This is a genomic window from Niastella koreensis GR20-10 (assembly GCF_000246855.1).
GTDB lineage: Bacteria > Bacteroidota > Bacteroidia > Chitinophagales > Chitinophagaceae > Niastella > Niastella koreensis.
This window is the reverse complement of record NC_016609.1, coordinates 6,004,022-6,019,975: the sequence shown is the minus strand read 5'-3', so window position 1 is coordinate 6,019,975 and position 15,954 is coordinate 6,004,022. Positions and strand designations below refer to the sequence as shown.

The window sequence follows — 15,954 nt, the reverse complement described above, 5'->3', positions numbered from 1 at the left end:
GATACAAATACGTTGTTACCATTAACCCGCTCCTTTTTCTAAACAACATGGGCTATGGTCGTAAGTACCATAGCCCTGCAATGTCACCTTACGTGACCACGCCTGTTTTTGCTATTTATTTAAAAAGCTGTTAGCATATTGCAGAAACTCTTCAGGATATTGATATTGTGACCCGTGATTAGAATCAGGAAACAATATCAGCGTAGCATTGGGAAGATATTGCTGCAGGTGGTAGGAATTGATGGTAGGCACGATGATATCATTGTTGCCGTTAACTACCAGTGCAGGCTGCTTAATATTGCGCAGGTAGGCAAATCGCTCTTCGCCTGCCACCGATGGCTGTCCCCATTCTCCAATGGCTGTTAGCTGATTACCAGCCACTCTTTCATTGATAGCAGCGTCTCTGTCGTTCGTGCGCGCCCGGTAGCGTTCCAGAAATTTACGGCCTGCCGCCTGGCTGGTCTCAGAAGGTGAGAAAAAAACGTCCAGCCAAAGTTCATCGGGGTTTTCGCGTTGCTTGCCGAAAATAGCCTGCGCTTCCGGTGATAATTGTTGCATATGCTCTCCATTCCTTGGTGCAATACCAACCAGGATGATCTTACGTACCAGTGAAGGTTTTTGTAAGGCTAACTCCTGCACAACGCCTCCACCCATCGAAAAACCCAATGCATCGACCTGTTTCAAACCAAGCGCTTCAATAAAAGCAATGGCGTCTGTGGCCATAGCGCCGTAAGTCAACGGCACTTCACCTTCCGTGCTGGCTACACCACGATTGTTAAACAGGATCACTTCACGTTCGGCGGCCAGGCCATCAATGACCAGTGGGTCCCAGTTATCCAGGTTGCCGGTAAAGTGCTGAAATAATACTAATGGAACACTCCCTTTTTTCCCGAAACGGCGGTAAGCGAAATTGATGCCAGCGGCTTTTACAAACTGTGTAACCGCTATTTGATGTGTTTGCGTATTCATGATAGTCTTCTTTTTCCTATTATGATTTAATAGGTCAAAATTCCGTCAGCAGGTGCAGCCGAAAAATGAAGAACTACAAGAAATTCAGGTGAAATATTTCAACATTTATCTTAGTCAGTGGCGGGCAAAGCCCTTTTTACATCTTCTTTAATTTCATTTCCCCATACTTTCATTGCATCTAAAATAGGGATCAATGACTTTCCCCTTTCAGTAATTTCATATTCAACACGAGGTGGCTTTTCGCTATAACTACGTCTGAGAATCAGTCCATCCTCCTCCATTTCACGAAGTTGTTCAGTCAATATTTTTCTTGAAATAGGCAGCAATACTGCGAGCTTCCCAAAACGTTCCGGTCTTTCTATCAGGAAGATTAAAATTAAAGGCTTCCATTTACCGCCAATATAACCTAACGTTCTTGTTACCGGGCAGCTATTGGGGTTTGAATCTATTCTTGGCATGTTGTATTATTTACTGTTACAGTTACCATAATGTAACCACTTTCGTTCCAAGAGTTACGTATTTGTAACTACTATTTCAGGCTCGTTTAACTACTATTTCAATTCCTTATAGTTCCTTTATGTAACAAAAGTAATTTAAATAATAAAAGCGATGAACAAAGTAATTGTAATAACAGGGAGCAGCACAGGTTTTGGTGCACTCATGGTAAAGACATTTTCAGAGGCCGGACATACCGTAATTGCCACGATGCGCAACATTACATCAGCTAACAAAAACGTTGCAAGTTCTTTAGGCGCTCTCCCTGGCGTACATGTTATTGAGCTCGATGTAACCAACGACCATTCTGTGAAAACTGCCATAGCTCAGATTATAGATAAACACCAAACTATCGATGTTCTGATAAACAATGCTGCCGTTTATGGTGGGGGAATTTTGGAGGCGTATAGCCTGGAGCAATTTAAAAAGTTATTTGAGGTAAATATGTTTGGGGTATTAAGGGTAACCAGCGAGATCTTACCATTGATGAGGAAAGCAAAGAATGGATTGATCATCAATATTTCAAGCGGAGTCGGACGCATCTCTCCTCCGTTTCAGGTGCCTTATAATGCCTCTAAATTTGCGTTGGAGGGCCTGGTTGAAGGTTCTTATGGAGAGCTGATTGGACAAGGAATCGAAAATGTACTTATTGAACCGGGCGCATTTGCTACCGAACTATGGGCAAAAGCTGGTGTGCATGCCGATCGTCAACAAATCATAGATTCGTATGGTGCTGAGACCGCAGCTATGAACAAAGCGATTGGTGATACTTTTATTTCTATATTGGATAAAAACAAGCCCAATCCACAACTCGTAGCGGATGCTGCTTTAAAATTAGTCAATACCGAAAAAGGTAAGCGCCCGCTGAGAACGCAGGTAGATCCAAGTGCAAACGGACTTGATATTGAATTTGATAAAGTCACCTCTGAAATTAAAGGACGCTGGCTTGCGCAATACGGCTTTTAAATCACCCGGCATTGGGTCATTGTTCCCATGGATATGGACAAATTAAAAATGGCAAAGATTTGTAATTTTATATACTTAAATCTCTGAATCTCATCAAATCTTCCAAAAGCAGGTTAGACTTGACCAGCGGGCCCGACATCAAAAATGAACCCTTCAGATCGTTGGATTTGAGGGTTTTTTTAATTTAAACAATTCTAAATTCAATCTTAGCAAAAGCTTCATAATGCTTATTTCGAATAGCTTAGAGCAGTTCGAATCCATTTTGAAACCACAAAAAAAAGCTCACAGAAATGCGGGGGGAGAACCTTTAGAGAAAGGGGAATTATTTTTTAGAAGCCATAGGGATCAAGTAATATGGGATTCGAAGTCATCCAAATCTTCAGGATATAATCTTTCTTTAAACTCATCCCGAACGAAATTTCTTATTTGTTCACCTTGTGAGAATTGTCCCCATTCCTCATCCCCTGCGGGGAACAGTACCCTTTTCCGATTCCCCCATTCTTGTAGGCACGCCCAGAATTTTATCAAACGCTGCCCGCATCAGCCACGCTTTTTCTATATCGGAATAATCGCCATGTGATTTTTCAATAGCAGATTTTAATATCTTTTCAACTTCCTTACAGGTTTTGCCATATTCATACAAAATTTTATAACCAGCCCACTCATAAATGCGATAACAGGCAATATGTAATCCTTCATTGTAGATGGGCGCTCCAAGGGAAATGGCATCGTTGATTATTTTCTCAATCTCCTCGTTTTTTGAACAATTACCTGGAAGTGTATCTACTATTATCCTATTATTAACCGGGTCACCGGCTACGTGCACTTTATTCCCATAAATACATTGCTGACTTATCATAAAAATGCTAACCATTAAAAGGAATAATCTGAAACCGGCTTTATATAGGAGCATAGGTATTTAATTTGTTAAATATAACTGTGAATTTATTGCTTTATTGTGGGACCTGAAAATCAGGCGTTGCTAATTTTAAACGTTCGTTCTGCGCAGACATATCGGGCAAAATGACGTTTAACCATATATTTTAGGCTCGTGCAAGGTATAATTCCGTTTCGACAATGGCATGCTGATTCGTCATGGTTCTCCGGAAATTTGTAGGGGCTAATAAGGTTATCTTACATTAAGTCTGATTGCAGTTTTCGAGATTTAATATATGTGTAAGCTGTTGAATTTCCTGTAAATTCTTTATCAACAGATTAGAAATCTGGCCAGTTGTCCCGACCCAATCGTGTGTCCATGTGATTTTAATGAGAACCCCGGAGAAATTGGGGCGCATTTTAAAATCAGGTTCTTTGGCCATCGCTTTTGGGGGTTAAGAATCAAATTGTGATTGGCAGAATTTCTCCAAATTTACCAATTACTTTAGCAGTAAATTTAATAAATGAAGCTGTTGGTAGTAGAAGATGAAACCAGCCTGCTACAAAGTATACAGGAGTATTTTACGCAGGAAGATTACCTCTGTGAAGGGGTGACTACCTATGCCGCTGCAATAGAAAAGATTGAGATTTTTAATTACGATTGCATTATCCTCGATATAAATTTGCCCGATGGCAGCGGTTTAAATCTGCTGCAATACTTACGGCAGAACAAAAAAGAAGACGGTGTGGTCATAATTTCAGCCAGGGGATCACTGGACGATAAGGTTACCGGGCTGAATTATGGCGCTGACGACTATATAACCAAACCTTTTCATTTATCGGAATTAAATGCCAGGATAAAAGCCCTGATCCGCAGGAAATATGCAAAGGGCGCTAACATGCTTGAATTAGGTAAGCTGCAATTAGATTTATTGTCCCGCACTGTAACGTGTAGCAAACAACCTGTTCCTCTTACAAAAAATGAATACGACTTGTTAGTATATCTGCTTAATAATAAAAACCGGGTTGTAAGTAAACAGGCGATTGCAGAACATATTTATGGCGATCAGGCTGATAATATGCCTTCGTTCGACTTTGTTTATTCGCATATGAAAAATCTGAAAAAAAAATTAAAAGATAAGGGCTGCGACGAATTGATTCTAACGGTTTACGGCTTAGGTTACAAATTGTCATTATGAACAGACGACTATTACAAAGAAATACCCGTTTTTTACTCATCTGGCTGCCATTAGTTTTATTGGTTTGCTCACTGGCATTTTACCTTATGCTGTTGAAGCATACGCATCACATGCAGGAAAAGCAATTACTACTTAAGCAAAATAATGTATGGAATGCTTTTATAGCTGCCACTGGATCATTTAACCGGCATATTCCGGGGGAATACGATATACTTGATGATGGAGCCATTAATAGTATTGATCTGAATGAGCCGCGCGACACCGCTATGTATAATGCTACCGCGCGAAAAGTACTTCCTTTTAAGAAATTAACAAGTCGGCTTCAATGGAATGGTAAAAATTACCTTATTACAACCTACGTATCTTTCACGGAATTTGCACACCTGACCATAAAAATATTTGTTACGGAGGCCATTATTCTCGCATTACTTCTTATAGCTATTATTGTTTTAAATCGAAAAAGTTCCGGTTTACTATGGAAGCCCTTTTTTGGAAGTATGCAAAAAATAAACACTTTTGATGTAACGCGAAATGAATCGCTAACATTACCTGCAGAAACGGGAACCACTGAATTTAATGAGTTAAATAAAGTAATTACTGAACTTATAAACCGGGTAAATACGGCCTATCACAATCAAAAGCAGTTTGTAGAAAACGCCTCCCATGAAATGCAAACACCTTTGGCTATCATCCGTTCGAAACTGGAATTGCTTATTAACCAGCCTAACCTTACTGAGAAAAATGCTTCCCTGATAGCAGATATTACAGAAGCCAATAACCGGTTAAGTCAAATGAACCGCACCTTACTGTTATTGGCAAAAATTGAGAATAATCAGTTTCCTGAAACAGAAGCCATTGATATTTCGAAATTGCTTTTAAAAGCAGTTGATGATTTTAAAAATCACTATGAAGAGTTCCCCGTCTTAAGTAATTCAATTGAAAACGATATTTATATAAATGCCAACCGTGTTTTAATTGAAGTACTGATTTCAAATCTTATAAAGAATGCCATTGAACACAATCAATCGGAGGGAAAGATAAACATTTCATTATCCCAAAGCAGCCTTTTTATTGAAAATACAGGCACCCATTTGGATATAGACCCCGATGAATTATTTGATCGATTTAAAAAAGGCTCTCATCACACAAAAACCACTGGTTTGGGGCTTGCTCTTGTTAAGCAAATCTGCAACCTATATCATTTCAGGGTTACCTATAAGTATGGTAACGGATGGCACCAGGTTACAGTAACTTTTAACAGTCAGGCTGCCTAAATTTCTCCAAAATCGTCAGTTAGCTTTGCCTTCAATTATTGAATTGTATAGAATGCAATACAAAAAAATTGTAATGTACAAGCTGGCCGTGGCATTATTCTTTTATACCAGTGCCCATGCCCAAATACAGGACGATACGCTGGTTCACTTAAAAGACGCTGTGCTTTTAGGCCAGGACCGGGCCCCCCTATTAATATCTATAAAATATGAATCCGATGCAGCCGTTCAAAATATAAACGTTGCAAAGTATAATACCAGGGTTCCCACCATTGATGCCACTTACCAGGCAGGTTTAAGTACAGCCAATAACCTCACCGGAATATTTTACCCCTACGGTATTTTACCCATGAGCGGCCCGCCTTCTTCGGGGAACAACTACAGCCCGGCTACCGGGAGCGCAGCCAGTATATTATTAAACTGGCAGGCGGTAACCTTCGGTCAAAAAGAGGCACAGATAAATGTATCAACGGCTGAGGCAAATTCGAAAAAGTCAGAATTGGAACAGGCGCTCTTTCAGCATAAAATAAATATTATCAGCGCGTATCTTGATTTGTTACTGGCTTATGATGTAGTCGCCATTCATACCCATAATTTAGAAAGGGTTCAGGCGAACCTGAAACAAAGCCGGGTGCTTTCCAATACAGGCATTAAACCGGGTGTTGACACTGCTTTATTTTTGTCAGAATTGTCAAAAGCATCTGTTGATTTACTGAATGCACAAAAGCAATTGCAGGTATATCAATTATTATTACAACAATTAATAGTAACTAAAAACTTACCTGTTCCTGTTGATACTGCTTTTCTGGGTCAATTGCCGGTAGCAGGAATTTCAAATGATACTTCTTTTTCCAATGTACCTGTTATTAAGCTCGGACAAAGCCAGGTACTGTTAAGTGAATCTAAAGAGCGGCTGTTGAAAAAGTCGTACTTACCAAAGCTAAGTGTTTGGGGTACCGGATTTGCTCGTGGTTCGGGATTTCAATCCGGTAATAATAGCGATGATATAAAAACATGGGATGGGTTGCAATTAAGCCGTTTTAACTATGGAGCAGGCGTACAGCTTGCTTTTCCAATTATGAAATACGGCGAAGTTAAAAGGCAATTACAGCAGCAACAGTTTATAACAAAAGCAGCAAAGGAAAAAATAGAAGATAGTAAGCTGGCACTAACTACCCAACAAAACATTGCCAATACGACATTCAACAGCAGTTTAGCCATTGCAACACAAACGCAACAGCAGTTAAAAACAGGACAGTATGCATTTAAGGCTATGCAAACAAGATATAATACTGGTTTGGCAAACTTCCCTGATTTAATACAGGCTCAGTACAATTTATTGAAAGCCGAATTAGATGTCAAGACTTCATATTGGGATGCATGGAAGGCTTTGTTGTTGCAAGCCGTAGTAAAAGGTGATGAGCATATTTTCTTAAATGAAATTAAGTAAGATCAATGATCAGGTTAATACAATTTGCACTTCGAAGGCCGGTTACTATCATTGTATTAGTGGTAGGCATTATCCTGTTTTCTGTTCTGGCCATCCGTAAATCAGCAATCGACATTTTTCCAACTATTAATGTTCCTACTATTTATGTGGCTCAAACCTATGGTGGCCTTTCACCACAGCAAATGGAAGGGTTTATTACTTCCTACTATGAGTACCATTTCCTATATATTACTGGTATTAAAGCTGTTGAAAGCAAATCCATACAAGGTTTAGCCCTCATTAAATTGCAATTTCACGAAGGAACGAATATGGCGGCAGCAATGGCCGAAGTGATTTCATATGCAAACAGGGCAAAATCTTTTATGCCTCCGGGAACAGTGCCCCCATTTGTAATGCGCTACGATGCCGGCTCTGTTCCCGTAGGCCAGTTGGTGTTCAGCAGTGAAGGCCGTTCTTTAAATGAAATACAAGACCTGGCGCTATTCAAAGTGCGGCCTATGTTCGCCTCATTACCCGGGGTGTCAGCGCCACCCCCTTTTGGTGGCAATCAGCGTACAATTCTTGTTAAGGCTGATCCTGAAAGATTGAGAAGCTATAATATCACAGCAGATGAATTAGTTGCTTCGATTGCCAAAAACAATCCGATACTTCCTGCGGGCAACATTCGTGTAGGTGATAAAGCCGTTATCACTTCATCCAATAGTGTCGTAGACAATTTTAAGGAATTAGAAGCCAGTACTGTAAAAAACATAAATGGAACAGCTATACTGGTTCGTGATGTAGCCACTGTTGATAATGGAGCCGACGTAACAACAGGCTATGCATTAATCAATGGCAAACGATCTGTATACATTCCGGTAACAAAACGGGCCGATGCATCTACCTGGGATGTAGTGCAGGCCATAAAAAAAGCCTTGCCCGATATGCAGGCAGCCATCCCCGAAGATATTAAAGTATCGTATGAATTTGACCAGTCGGGCTACGTAATTAATTCATTGAAAAGTTTAATGTTCGAAGGCTTATTGGGATCATTGTTAACCGGCTTAATGGTACTGCTCTTCTTAAGAGATTTAAGAAGCGCCCTGATTGTTATCATTAATATTCCTTTAGCCCTGTTGACCTCGGTCGTGTGCTTGTATTTAACGGGTCAAACCATTAACATTATGACGCTGGGCGGTTTGGCTCTTTCTGTTGGTATATTGGTAGACGAATCAACGGTGACCATTGAGAATATTCACCATCATCTTGAATTGGGAACGTCGAGGGCCAGGGCCATATGGGATGCCTGTAGTGAAATCGCTGTACCTAAATTATTAATCCTGTTCAGCATACTCGCAGTATTTGTACCGGCACTATTCATGACTGGTGTACCTCGTTCCATGTTCCTGCCCCTTTCTATGGCGGTTGGTTTTGCCATGATTGCATCATTTTTGTTGTCGCAAACCTTAGTACCGGTATTATCCAACTGGCTACTGAAAAAATTCGATACCGGTAAAGAAAACAAGCTGTCAAACATAAAGCAAAGGCTTTCCGGCAGCATTAAGAAATTTCAAAAGAGCGCTGCTTTTCTGGCTCCTTTGATAATAGTGGTATTACTGTTGTTAGCTTATGTGGGTTTTAAGGGCGCAGGCACTGAAATTTTTCCAAAGGTAGATGCGGGCCAGATGCAGGTACGTTTAAGAAAGCCTGCAGGAACTAGAATTGAACGCACTGAAGATGCGACAAAAAAACTATTACAGCTCATTGAAGATTCTGTCGGCAGTAAGAACGTAGCCATAACTTCGTCTTTTGTTGGGTTACAGCCTCCCACATATGCTATTAACCCTATCTTTTTATATACCAGTGGCCCTCACGAATCTGTAATTAAAGTTAACCTTTCGAAAAGCGCGGGTATAAGTATTCAAAGATTAAAAGAAGAATTGCGTTCTTCGGTGACAAAGAATATTCCGCAGGCCCAGCTTTCCTTTGAACCGGCGGATTTAGTTGATCAGATTATGAGCCTCGGTTCTGATAACCCTGTAGAAGTAGTAGTACAGGGCAAAAATCTGGCACAAAGCAGGGACATTGCAGAAAAACTGAAATCATCCTTAAATACTATTCCTTATCTGCGTGATGTACAGATTGCACAGCCACTTGACTATCCTACTATACAAATTAATTACGATAGAATCAGAACTGGTCAAATGGATTTATCGGTTGATCAGGCAGGCAGGTCGGTCACAGAAGGAACCTCTTCAAGCCGTTTAACGCAACCCGTGTACTGGTTAGATAAAGCATCAGGCAACGCCTATCAGGTGCAGGTAGAATATCCACAGCTCACCATGAACAGTCCTGAACAGGTAGAACAAATTCCGGTGGGCAGGGTTGGCGGTAATACAATTTATCTCAGGGATATAGCAGATTGGAAAAAAGGAAATTCTATTGGTGAATACGACCGTATCAATCAGCAACGATTTATTACAGTAACAGCCGATATTCATAAAAAGGACTTGGGAAATGCAGTAGCGGATGTAAATAAAGCAATCAAACAATTAGGGGAACTGCCGCAAGGCGTAAAAGTTTACCAGCGCGGACAGTCAGAAGTACTGGATCAAACAACCAGTGAACTATCAATTGGTTTGTTGCTGGCTATTATAGTAATTGGTCTGATGCTGGCGGCTTATTTTCAGTCTTTGCGGTTATCAATAGTTATCCTTTCTGTTTTCCCCGGTGTGTTGGCCGGTTCTTTACTCCTGTTATGGGCCACAGGCAATACTTTAAACATTCAATCTTTCATGGGTTGTATAATGGCTATCGGTGTAGCAGTTGCCAATTCAATTTTATTGGTCTCAAATGCAGAGTCTATTCGATATAGTCAGGCTAATCCTGTTCAAGTTGGATCGCAGGCGGCGGCAAACCGTTTACGACCTATCATAATGACCAGTGTTGCTATGATAGCGGGCATGATACCAATGGCTATAGGATTGGGCGAAGGCGGAAAGCAAACCGCTCCATTGGCAATTGCAGTGATAGGCGGGTTACTGTTTAGTACCTTTATTAGCTTATGGCTGATACCGTTGGTATACGATCTTATAATCGGTAGAAAAAGACCCGTTAATATATCCCTTGACCCCAACGATGAAAATTCAGTTTATTATGACAAGTGAATTTAAAAACACATTAGGTGTGCGGATTTTTACAGGCAGTATCATACTATTTGCAGCACTGGCAGCATGTAATGAAAGCCAGCAACCGCTCAATTCAAATAAAACAGAAGTAAAAAAGACGGCTGATACAGTCAAAGCATTTGTGCTTAAAGCCGATTCTGCGCAAAAAACAATTTCATTGCCAGGTGAATTGTTACCCAACGAAAACGCAGATATAAGGGCCAAGGTACAGGGCTATATCCGGAAGCTATATGTAGATATAGGTTCGCGGGTAAAGAAGGGGCAACTACTGGCGTTAATTGACGCGCCAGAAATTAATATAAGGGTACAGGAATTGAATGAAAAAGTAAAAGCAGCTAAATCGCGATACGAATCCAGCAAAGACTATTTTGACCGGATAAATGAAGCATCAAAAGCCGATGGTGTTGTTGCCCCAAGTGAATTACAGCGTGCCAAAAATCAGATGATGGCAGATAGTTCTGAACAAAATGCTGCAATGTTTGCAGCCTCATCTTACAGACAGGTTGGGAGTTATCTGGCAGTTGTAGCACCTTATGATGGTATCGTTACCAAACGTAATGTAAACGTAGGATCATTTGTTGGAAATGCAAACGACCCGCCTTTGTTTGAGGTTCAGGATAATAAATTGCTTAGACTACAGGTGCCGGTACCGGAGGTTTATACCGGGGCAGTATTGTTGAATAATGCCGGAGAATTAACTACCAGATCACAGCCTGATAAAAAATTTAAAGCTACCCTGGTACGTGCTTCGGGTAACATAGACAATCACAGCCGCAGTGAGATATGGGAATTTGCAGTTCCCAATATAACGAGAGAATTAAAAGCCGGAAGCTACAGCGATGTAAAACTGCGTTTCCTGCGATCAAAACCATCACTGGTTGTTCCTGCATCAGCGGTCGTTACAACACTGGAGAAAAAATTTGTAATAAAGGTCACTGGTAATACCACCCAATGGATCGACGTAAGACCTGGTTTCAATATGGGTGACAAGCAGGAGATTTTTGGAGAATTAAAACCGGGAGATACGATAGTATTGAAAGGAAATGAAGAATTAAAAACCGGAACTACCGTGATTACTAAATTTGACAATAAGTAAAATCATCGTTTATGTTATTACTTAACCATGTGAAAAAATATCTTCTTCTATGCTGCATGACCCTATTGGCTATTTGCAATGGATTTTCGCAGGATTCAACAACGAGCAAAACCATTCTATTTATATGTGAGCATGGCTCCTTTCGAAGCGTTGTTGCAGCAGCGGCTTTTAACAAAATGGCCAAAGAGCAAGGGTTAAATATAAGAGCTATTGCGAGAGGAACAGTTCCAAATAAGGAAGTAAACCCCATCGTATTAAGTGGATTGAAACAGGATGGTTTTTCAGAGATAACGCCGGTGCCGCAGAAAATCTCAAATGAAGAGTTGGGCAAAGCCTCCTATGTAGTTACCTTTTGTGCCCTACCCGGTGACTTTCATCGGCCTGTATCTTCTGAAGATTGGAGTACTATTCCATTGGTTGATGGTGATTACTCAGGTTTCCGGGATTCGGTGTTGCCTCGTGTAAGGCTTTTAATAGGTAACTTAAAAAAACGACCTTAAAAAGTTCTTTTTATAGCGGGCATAATTATAGCATCAATACTTTCGATCAATATTAAATATCAGCGTCATGAAACTTATTGTTGTTTTATTGTTTGCACCTGTTCTTTTTGCCGCCTGTAATCAGTCTGGCAATTCCAACGAACAAATAAAAGCTGCTGATACGTCAGTGCCAGCAAAAAACAATGCAATTGCCTGTCCTCCCGGAAGCAAACTGGATATTACCAGGATTGAACAGATAACCGGCATGAAAGGAGTTGAGAAAAATGGAGAATACAAGATTACGGTTCCTCAAAATGATCTCAAAATTGTTGTAGACGGGTTTAAAATAATACCTGCAATGGGTCTGGGAAGCTGGACTGCCTTTACCCCTTGTGGCGACAGTGCTATGGTAATGGGAGATATTATTTTGATAGAAACAGATTTAAAACCGGTGCAACAGGAAGTGATAAAACAGGGATTTGCCATTACAGCGATACATAATCATTTTGTGCGTAATCGCCCTAATGTAATGTATATGCATATAGACAAATCGGGAGATGTTACCTCCCTGTCGAATGGTGTGAAAGCAATATTCGACAAGGTGAAAGAAGTAAGAGGCAAAGATCCAAAAGGAGAAAAAGCTGACAGTGTTGTAAACAAGCTGAATATTGCTGCGCTCGATTCAATTATTGGGAAGAAAGGTGAGTTGAGCAAAGGCGTATATAAGTATACTATTGGGAGACCCGATGTTCAATTGCTGGAACATGGCATACCTGTAAGCAGCTTTATGGGCTTTAATACCTGGGCCGCCTGGCAGGGAACGCCTGATCATGCAGCGGTGGCCGGTGATTTTACTATGTTAGAAAATGAAGTGGCACCTGTTATCAAAGCCCTGGTTGAAAATGGTATTGAAATAGTGGCCGTACATAATCACATGGTACATGAACAACCGCGCATTTTCTTCTTACATTACTGGGGTGTTGGTAAAGCTGAAGAACTGGCAAAAGGGTTGAAAGCAGCTTTGGATCAAACAGGCAAAAAGAAACCAGGTATGAAGATGTAAGGATTGTAACAATTAGAAAAAAACGAAAAACCATACTAAAACAAGAACGGCAATGTTTCCCTTACTGCCGGAACTATGTTGCAAAACGGCACCGATCATAAGAGACCTGAAAAGTTAGTGTGAATGGTCTCTCTGGCTAACCAAAAAAAGATTTGAATTCCAAACGAACGAAAAAAGCATCTAGTGGGATTATTGCGCGTTTAATTTCGTCTCGTACGATTTAAAAAGTACATCCAATTTTACAGTTAGTTCTTCTATATTGGGCGGCTTCAAAATAAAATAAGTTGCACCAAGCTCACGAGCTACTGATTTAATTTCATCGTCCTCGGCGGTACTTAAAACGACAATTGGAACGGTAGCGTATCCGGGTAAAGAACGAATAAGGACCAGGCATTGTCCTCCATCCAATTTGGGCATATTCCAATCCAAAAACAAAAAGTCCGGTGGCCTGAAGGTCGGATCTGAAAGCGTTTTGATCGCCAATTCACTGTCGTTTATATGCATAAGCTCCACCTGCTGCGAAAGACTTTCAAGAGCAAGTCTGAACAGGTATGCATCATCCTCGTCATCGTCAATTAGAATAACCCGACTCGGCATCATTACTGGGTATTTAAGGTGGATGGAGTGTGGTTGAACGCTCACTAATGGTTTCCAGTCGTGCTAAACAAAAAAGCCTCTTACCCGGAAGGGCGAGAGGCTGCACTAATCAAATACCATTAACCATTAAACCTTATCCTATGCACTAAATTAAATAATAAAGGTTATATATATTAATTGATATTGGTCAAGTTCTTTGTACCCGCCAAATGACCAACAACTACCATTTTTTGTTTGCTACCACTTCTTTTCAGTTTCTGATATATATCATTTAATTGCTATGTAAAATTTTTATATTTTGGCGATTAGTACTGGTCTTGTTTTCAGAGAATTCAGATTCATAGGCTTCATTTCTCTGTTAGTAGCTCCCGGTCTTACTGAGGCCGGGATTTTATTTTTGCGTTAATCCGCTCAGCCGAATCATCGATCATAAGAGGCTGGTTACTCTTGTACATCGGAAGCGCTTTGCCAGTCCCTATCCAATAGAACGCCCAGTTTTTCCGTGAGTTCCTGTATGCTTGGTGGTTTTGCCAGAAAATAAGAAGCACCATGCTTTTGCGCTTCCGTCTGCAACTGTTGGTGGGTTGATGTACTATAAATGATGATAGGAACCTTATCGTATCCTGGAATTTTTCTGATAATCTGCAAGCATTGATTTCCATCTATTTTTGGCATATTCCAATCTATAAATAGCATGTCGGGAGGAGGAAAAGCTTTGTCCGATAGCCTGGAAATAGCCTGTTCACTATCGCGGTAATACAAGAGTTCGTGGCGGCCGGAAACATCGTTAAGAGCGGCGTCAAAAATATACCCATCGTCTTCATCATCGTCGATGAGCAATATTCGATTCGGAGTTTTCATCAATCAATTTGTTAAAGGAGTTAAAAACAGATACTGGCGCAAGATTTTCAGCTATCGCGCTTAACACACCGTAACAAATAAAATCTAATGTCAAGGGTAAATTGAGAAATGCTTTTTATAGCTTAAAAACGCGTGCCAAGGCACCGTATTTTCCAGGACTCTATTATTGCCTGCTCAAAAGAAGCTTCCAGCTCCTGTATAGTACCTGGCACCTGGTCTGGTAACGCAATTTTGAAAGCGCCACTACCATTTTTTTGCATGTGAATTCTATAGGGCTTTCCATCCATCGGAATGTAAACCTCGTACAGCTGCTTTTCAACCCAAATTCACAGGGTGGAAATCAACTTCAATGGTCTTGCCTTAGAGAACAAAACTCTTCTTAAACCGAACTAAATTTCTTCTGCTCATACGCGGAACTAATTAAAGCCTGATTACAGTATAGATGATGCGGCTAATTTATATAAAGTGTAATTACATTATATGAAAGAAATATTATAGCTTGTTGGCCACCCTGGATGAGCGTACACTTGTTAGTTTTAAGACTCATAAACCGAAAGGGGATTTGCAGTGGTTAACAAACGTAAAACCGAGTTATTACCGGATCGTTTCCACTCCTTAATACGACTTTAGCTCCCTTTAAAAAACATCTGCTTTGTCAGTATTGGGCCGAGATTATTTTCGGATATTGGTATACGCGGTGGCTGAACCTACAGTTGGACGTTATACAAAATGGTTGTCGTAATTAAACAAAACTTATCTAACTGTAGAAATATATTTTTTAATGTGAGATAATAAGGTTATCTTTTGGTTTAGTGATTTTATAGATTCATGACCGCTTCCCCTTATTTAATCTTTACTTCAATTAATTAAGCAAACAAATAGCTTTCTCTTCGTCTGGAGGCTCTCTATTTATTTGTCCTCATTCAAAATTTAGATTTATGGATCGCAATTGTGTGCTTGATAGCACAAGTAACCCCGTTTTGCTTAATCAACATGTGATTTCTTATCTGGGAAAAAGTATGACATTATCGGCCGACCAAAGTATGCAAGTATCTAAAAATATTACAGCTTCAGCAATTATTCTTGAAATGAACGATTGTCTACAACGATATTATTTTCGTCCATACGGACTATCAAATTCCTTATTGACCGGAGCTTTTTTTTATAGGAGTTATTGGAGGATAGAAGAGTATTTTGAAAACCCAACTGTCCTTTTTATACTTGCTTTTTTAAGGAAATATTTAACTCGTGGAGGTATCACCCTTTACCGTCAAAAGGAAATTGCAGGTGAATTCTTTAGTACAATTGAACTCCAATTTTTATGTCATTGCCCGCTAAAACAAAGGTCTACAGAAAGCCTGAGACCAGCGTTCAGTTCAATTAAACATTCCAGTCAGCTTACGAGATCTTAATGGTGACCTGGCTTTTTTTCCAGTACTGGAACAGTATGGGTGATGGATGAAAG

14 protein-coding genes are annotated in these 15,954 nt (G+C 40.2%); 9 read left to right on the top strand and 5 right to left on the bottom strand.

Annotation, left to right across the window (positions count from 1 at the left end; translation table 11 throughout):
- Window positions 1-111 precede the first annotated feature (111 nt).
- Window positions 112-969 (bottom strand): alpha/beta fold hydrolase, encoded by an 858-nt coding sequence (locus tag NIAKO_RS23800; RefSeq protein WP_014221012.1) that lies wholly within the window; start codon window positions 967-969, stop codon window positions 112-114.
- A gap of 110 nt (window positions 970-1,079) precedes the next feature.
- Complete coding sequence (locus NIAKO_RS23795) at window positions 1,080-1,427, bottom strand: winged helix-turn-helix transcriptional regulator (RefSeq protein ID WP_014221011.1); 348 nt, start codon at window positions 1,425-1,427, stop codon at window positions 1,080-1,082.
- Window positions 1,428-1,578: 151 nt separating this feature from the next.
- Between NIAKO_RS23795 and NIAKO_RS23790 the strand changes: the two genes are divergently transcribed.
- Complete coding sequence (locus NIAKO_RS23790; protein ID WP_014221010.1) at window positions 1,579-2,430, top strand: SDR family oxidoreductase; 852 nt, start codon at window positions 1,579-1,581, stop codon at window positions 2,428-2,430.
- Between the two features lie 457 nt (window positions 2,431-2,887).
- Here the strand turns inward: NIAKO_RS23790 and NIAKO_RS23785 are convergent, their stop codons facing one another.
- A complete protein-coding gene (locus NIAKO_RS23785; RefSeq protein ID WP_041347216.1) occupies window positions 2,888-3,343 on the bottom strand; it encodes a hypothetical protein in 456 nt (151 codons plus the stop codon).
- Between the two features lie 487 nt (window positions 3,344-3,830).
- Here NIAKO_RS23785 and NIAKO_RS23775 point away from each other — a divergent pair, with 487 nt between their 5' ends.
- From NIAKO_RS23775 to NIAKO_RS23745, 7 genes are all read left to right on the top strand, one after another.
- On the top strand, window positions 3,831-4,505 hold the full coding sequence (locus tag NIAKO_RS23775) for a response regulator transcription factor (RefSeq protein ID WP_014221008.1): 675 nt from the start codon (window positions 3,831-3,833) through the stop codon (window positions 4,503-4,505).
- Window positions 4,502-5,779 (top strand): sensor histidine kinase, encoded by a 1,278-nt coding sequence (locus NIAKO_RS23770; RefSeq protein ID WP_014221007.1) that lies wholly within the window; start codon window positions 4,502-4,504, stop codon window positions 5,777-5,779. Before NIAKO_RS23775 ends, NIAKO_RS23770 begins: the two co-directional genes overlap by 4 nt.
- A 496-nt stretch (window positions 5,780-6,275) precedes the next feature.
- On the top strand, window positions 6,276-7,226 hold the full coding sequence (locus NIAKO_RS23765) for a TolC family protein (protein WP_483310412.1): 951 nt from the start codon (window positions 6,276-6,278) through the stop codon (window positions 7,224-7,226).
- 5 nt (window positions 7,227-7,231) lie between these two features.
- Window positions 7,232-10,372: an efflux RND transporter permease subunit gene (locus NIAKO_RS23760; protein ID WP_014221005.1), complete on the top strand. Its 3,141-nt coding sequence runs from the start codon at window positions 7,232-7,234 to the stop codon at window positions 10,370-10,372.
- Complete coding sequence (locus NIAKO_RS23755; protein WP_014221004.1) at window positions 10,362-11,489, top strand: efflux RND transporter periplasmic adaptor subunit; 1,128 nt, start codon at window positions 10,362-10,364, stop codon at window positions 11,487-11,489. The genes NIAKO_RS23760 and NIAKO_RS23755 overlap by 11 nt, the downstream gene beginning before the upstream one ends.
- Before the next feature lie 11 nt (window positions 11,490-11,500).
- Complete coding sequence (locus NIAKO_RS23750) at window positions 11,501-11,989, top strand: arsenate reductase/protein-tyrosine-phosphatase family protein (protein ID WP_014221003.1); 489 nt, start codon at window positions 11,501-11,503, stop codon at window positions 11,987-11,989.
- 67 nt (window positions 11,990-12,056) lie between these two features.
- The gene (locus tag NIAKO_RS23745) at window positions 12,057-13,031 is read left to right on the top strand and encodes a DUF1259 domain-containing protein (protein WP_014221002.1); all 975 of its coding nucleotides are present in this window, start codon (window positions 12,057-12,059) and stop codon (window positions 13,029-13,031) included.
- Window positions 13,032-13,220: 189 nt separating this feature from the next.
- Here the strand turns inward: NIAKO_RS23745 and NIAKO_RS23740 are convergent, their stop codons facing one another.
- Window positions 13,221-13,631, bottom strand: a complete 411-nt coding sequence (locus tag NIAKO_RS23740; RefSeq protein WP_049815595.1) for a response regulator — start codon at window positions 13,629-13,631, stop codon at window positions 13,221-13,223.
- A 438-nt stretch (window positions 13,632-14,069) separates the two neighbouring features.
- Entirely contained in the window at window positions 14,070-14,489 is a 420-nt protein-coding gene (locus NIAKO_RS23735; protein ID WP_014221000.1) for a response regulator, read from the bottom strand.
- Between the two features lie 938 nt (window positions 14,490-15,427).
- On the opposite strand from NIAKO_RS23735, the gene NIAKO_RS23730 reads away from it, so the two are divergent.
- Window positions 15,428-15,901 carry a hypothetical protein gene (locus NIAKO_RS23730; protein ID WP_014220999.1) on the top strand — a complete coding sequence of 158 codons (474 nt, stop codon included), beginning with the start codon at window positions 15,428-15,430 and terminating at the stop codon, window positions 15,899-15,901.
- Window positions 15,902-15,954 lie beyond the last annotated feature (53 nt).

Bases quoted from the DNA above. Each gene is read 5' to 3' on its own strand.
- NIAKO_RS23800 (WP_014221012.1), bottom strand. From the start codon at position 969: ATGAATACGCAAACACATCAAATAGCGGTTACACAGTTTGTAAAAGCC.
- NIAKO_RS23750 (WP_014221003.1), top strand. From the start codon at position 11,501: ATGTTATTACTTAACCATGTGAAAAAATATCTTCTTCTATGCTGCATG.
- NIAKO_RS23740 (WP_049815595.1), bottom strand. From the start codon at position 13,631: ATGATGCCGAGTCGGGTTATTCTAATTGACGATGACGAGGATGATGCA.
- NIAKO_RS23785 (WP_041347216.1), bottom strand. From the start codon at position 3,343: ATGCTCCTATATAAAGCCGGTTTCAGATTATTCCTTTTAATGGTTAGC.
- NIAKO_RS23730 (WP_014220999.1), top strand. From the start codon at position 15,428: ATGGATCGCAATTGTGTGCTTGATAGCACAAGTAACCCCGTTTTGCTT.
- NIAKO_RS23790 (WP_014221010.1), top strand. From the start codon at position 1,579: ATGAACAAAGTAATTGTAATAACAGGGAGCAGCACAGGTTTTGGTGCA.
- NIAKO_RS23795 (WP_014221011.1), bottom strand. From the start codon at position 1,427: ATGCCAAGAATAGATTCAAACCCCAATAGCTGCCCGGTAACAAGAACG.
- NIAKO_RS23755 (WP_014221004.1), top strand. From the start codon at position 10,362: ATGACAAGTGAATTTAAAAACACATTAGGTGTGCGGATTTTTACAGGC.
- NIAKO_RS23735 (WP_014221000.1), bottom strand. From the start codon at position 14,489: ATGAAAACTCCGAATCGAATATTGCTCATCGACGATGATGAAGACGAT.
- NIAKO_RS23775 (WP_014221008.1), top strand. From the start codon at position 3,831: ATGAAGCTGTTGGTAGTAGAAGATGAAACCAGCCTGCTACAAAGTATA.
- NIAKO_RS23745 (WP_014221002.1), top strand. From the start codon at position 12,057: ATGAAACTTATTGTTGTTTTATTGTTTGCACCTGTTCTTTTTGCCGCC.
- NIAKO_RS23760 (WP_014221005.1), top strand. From the start codon at position 7,232: ATGATCAGGTTAATACAATTTGCACTTCGAAGGCCGGTTACTATCATT.
- NIAKO_RS23770 (WP_014221007.1), top strand. From the start codon at position 4,502: ATGAACAGACGACTATTACAAAGAAATACCCGTTTTTTACTCATCTGG.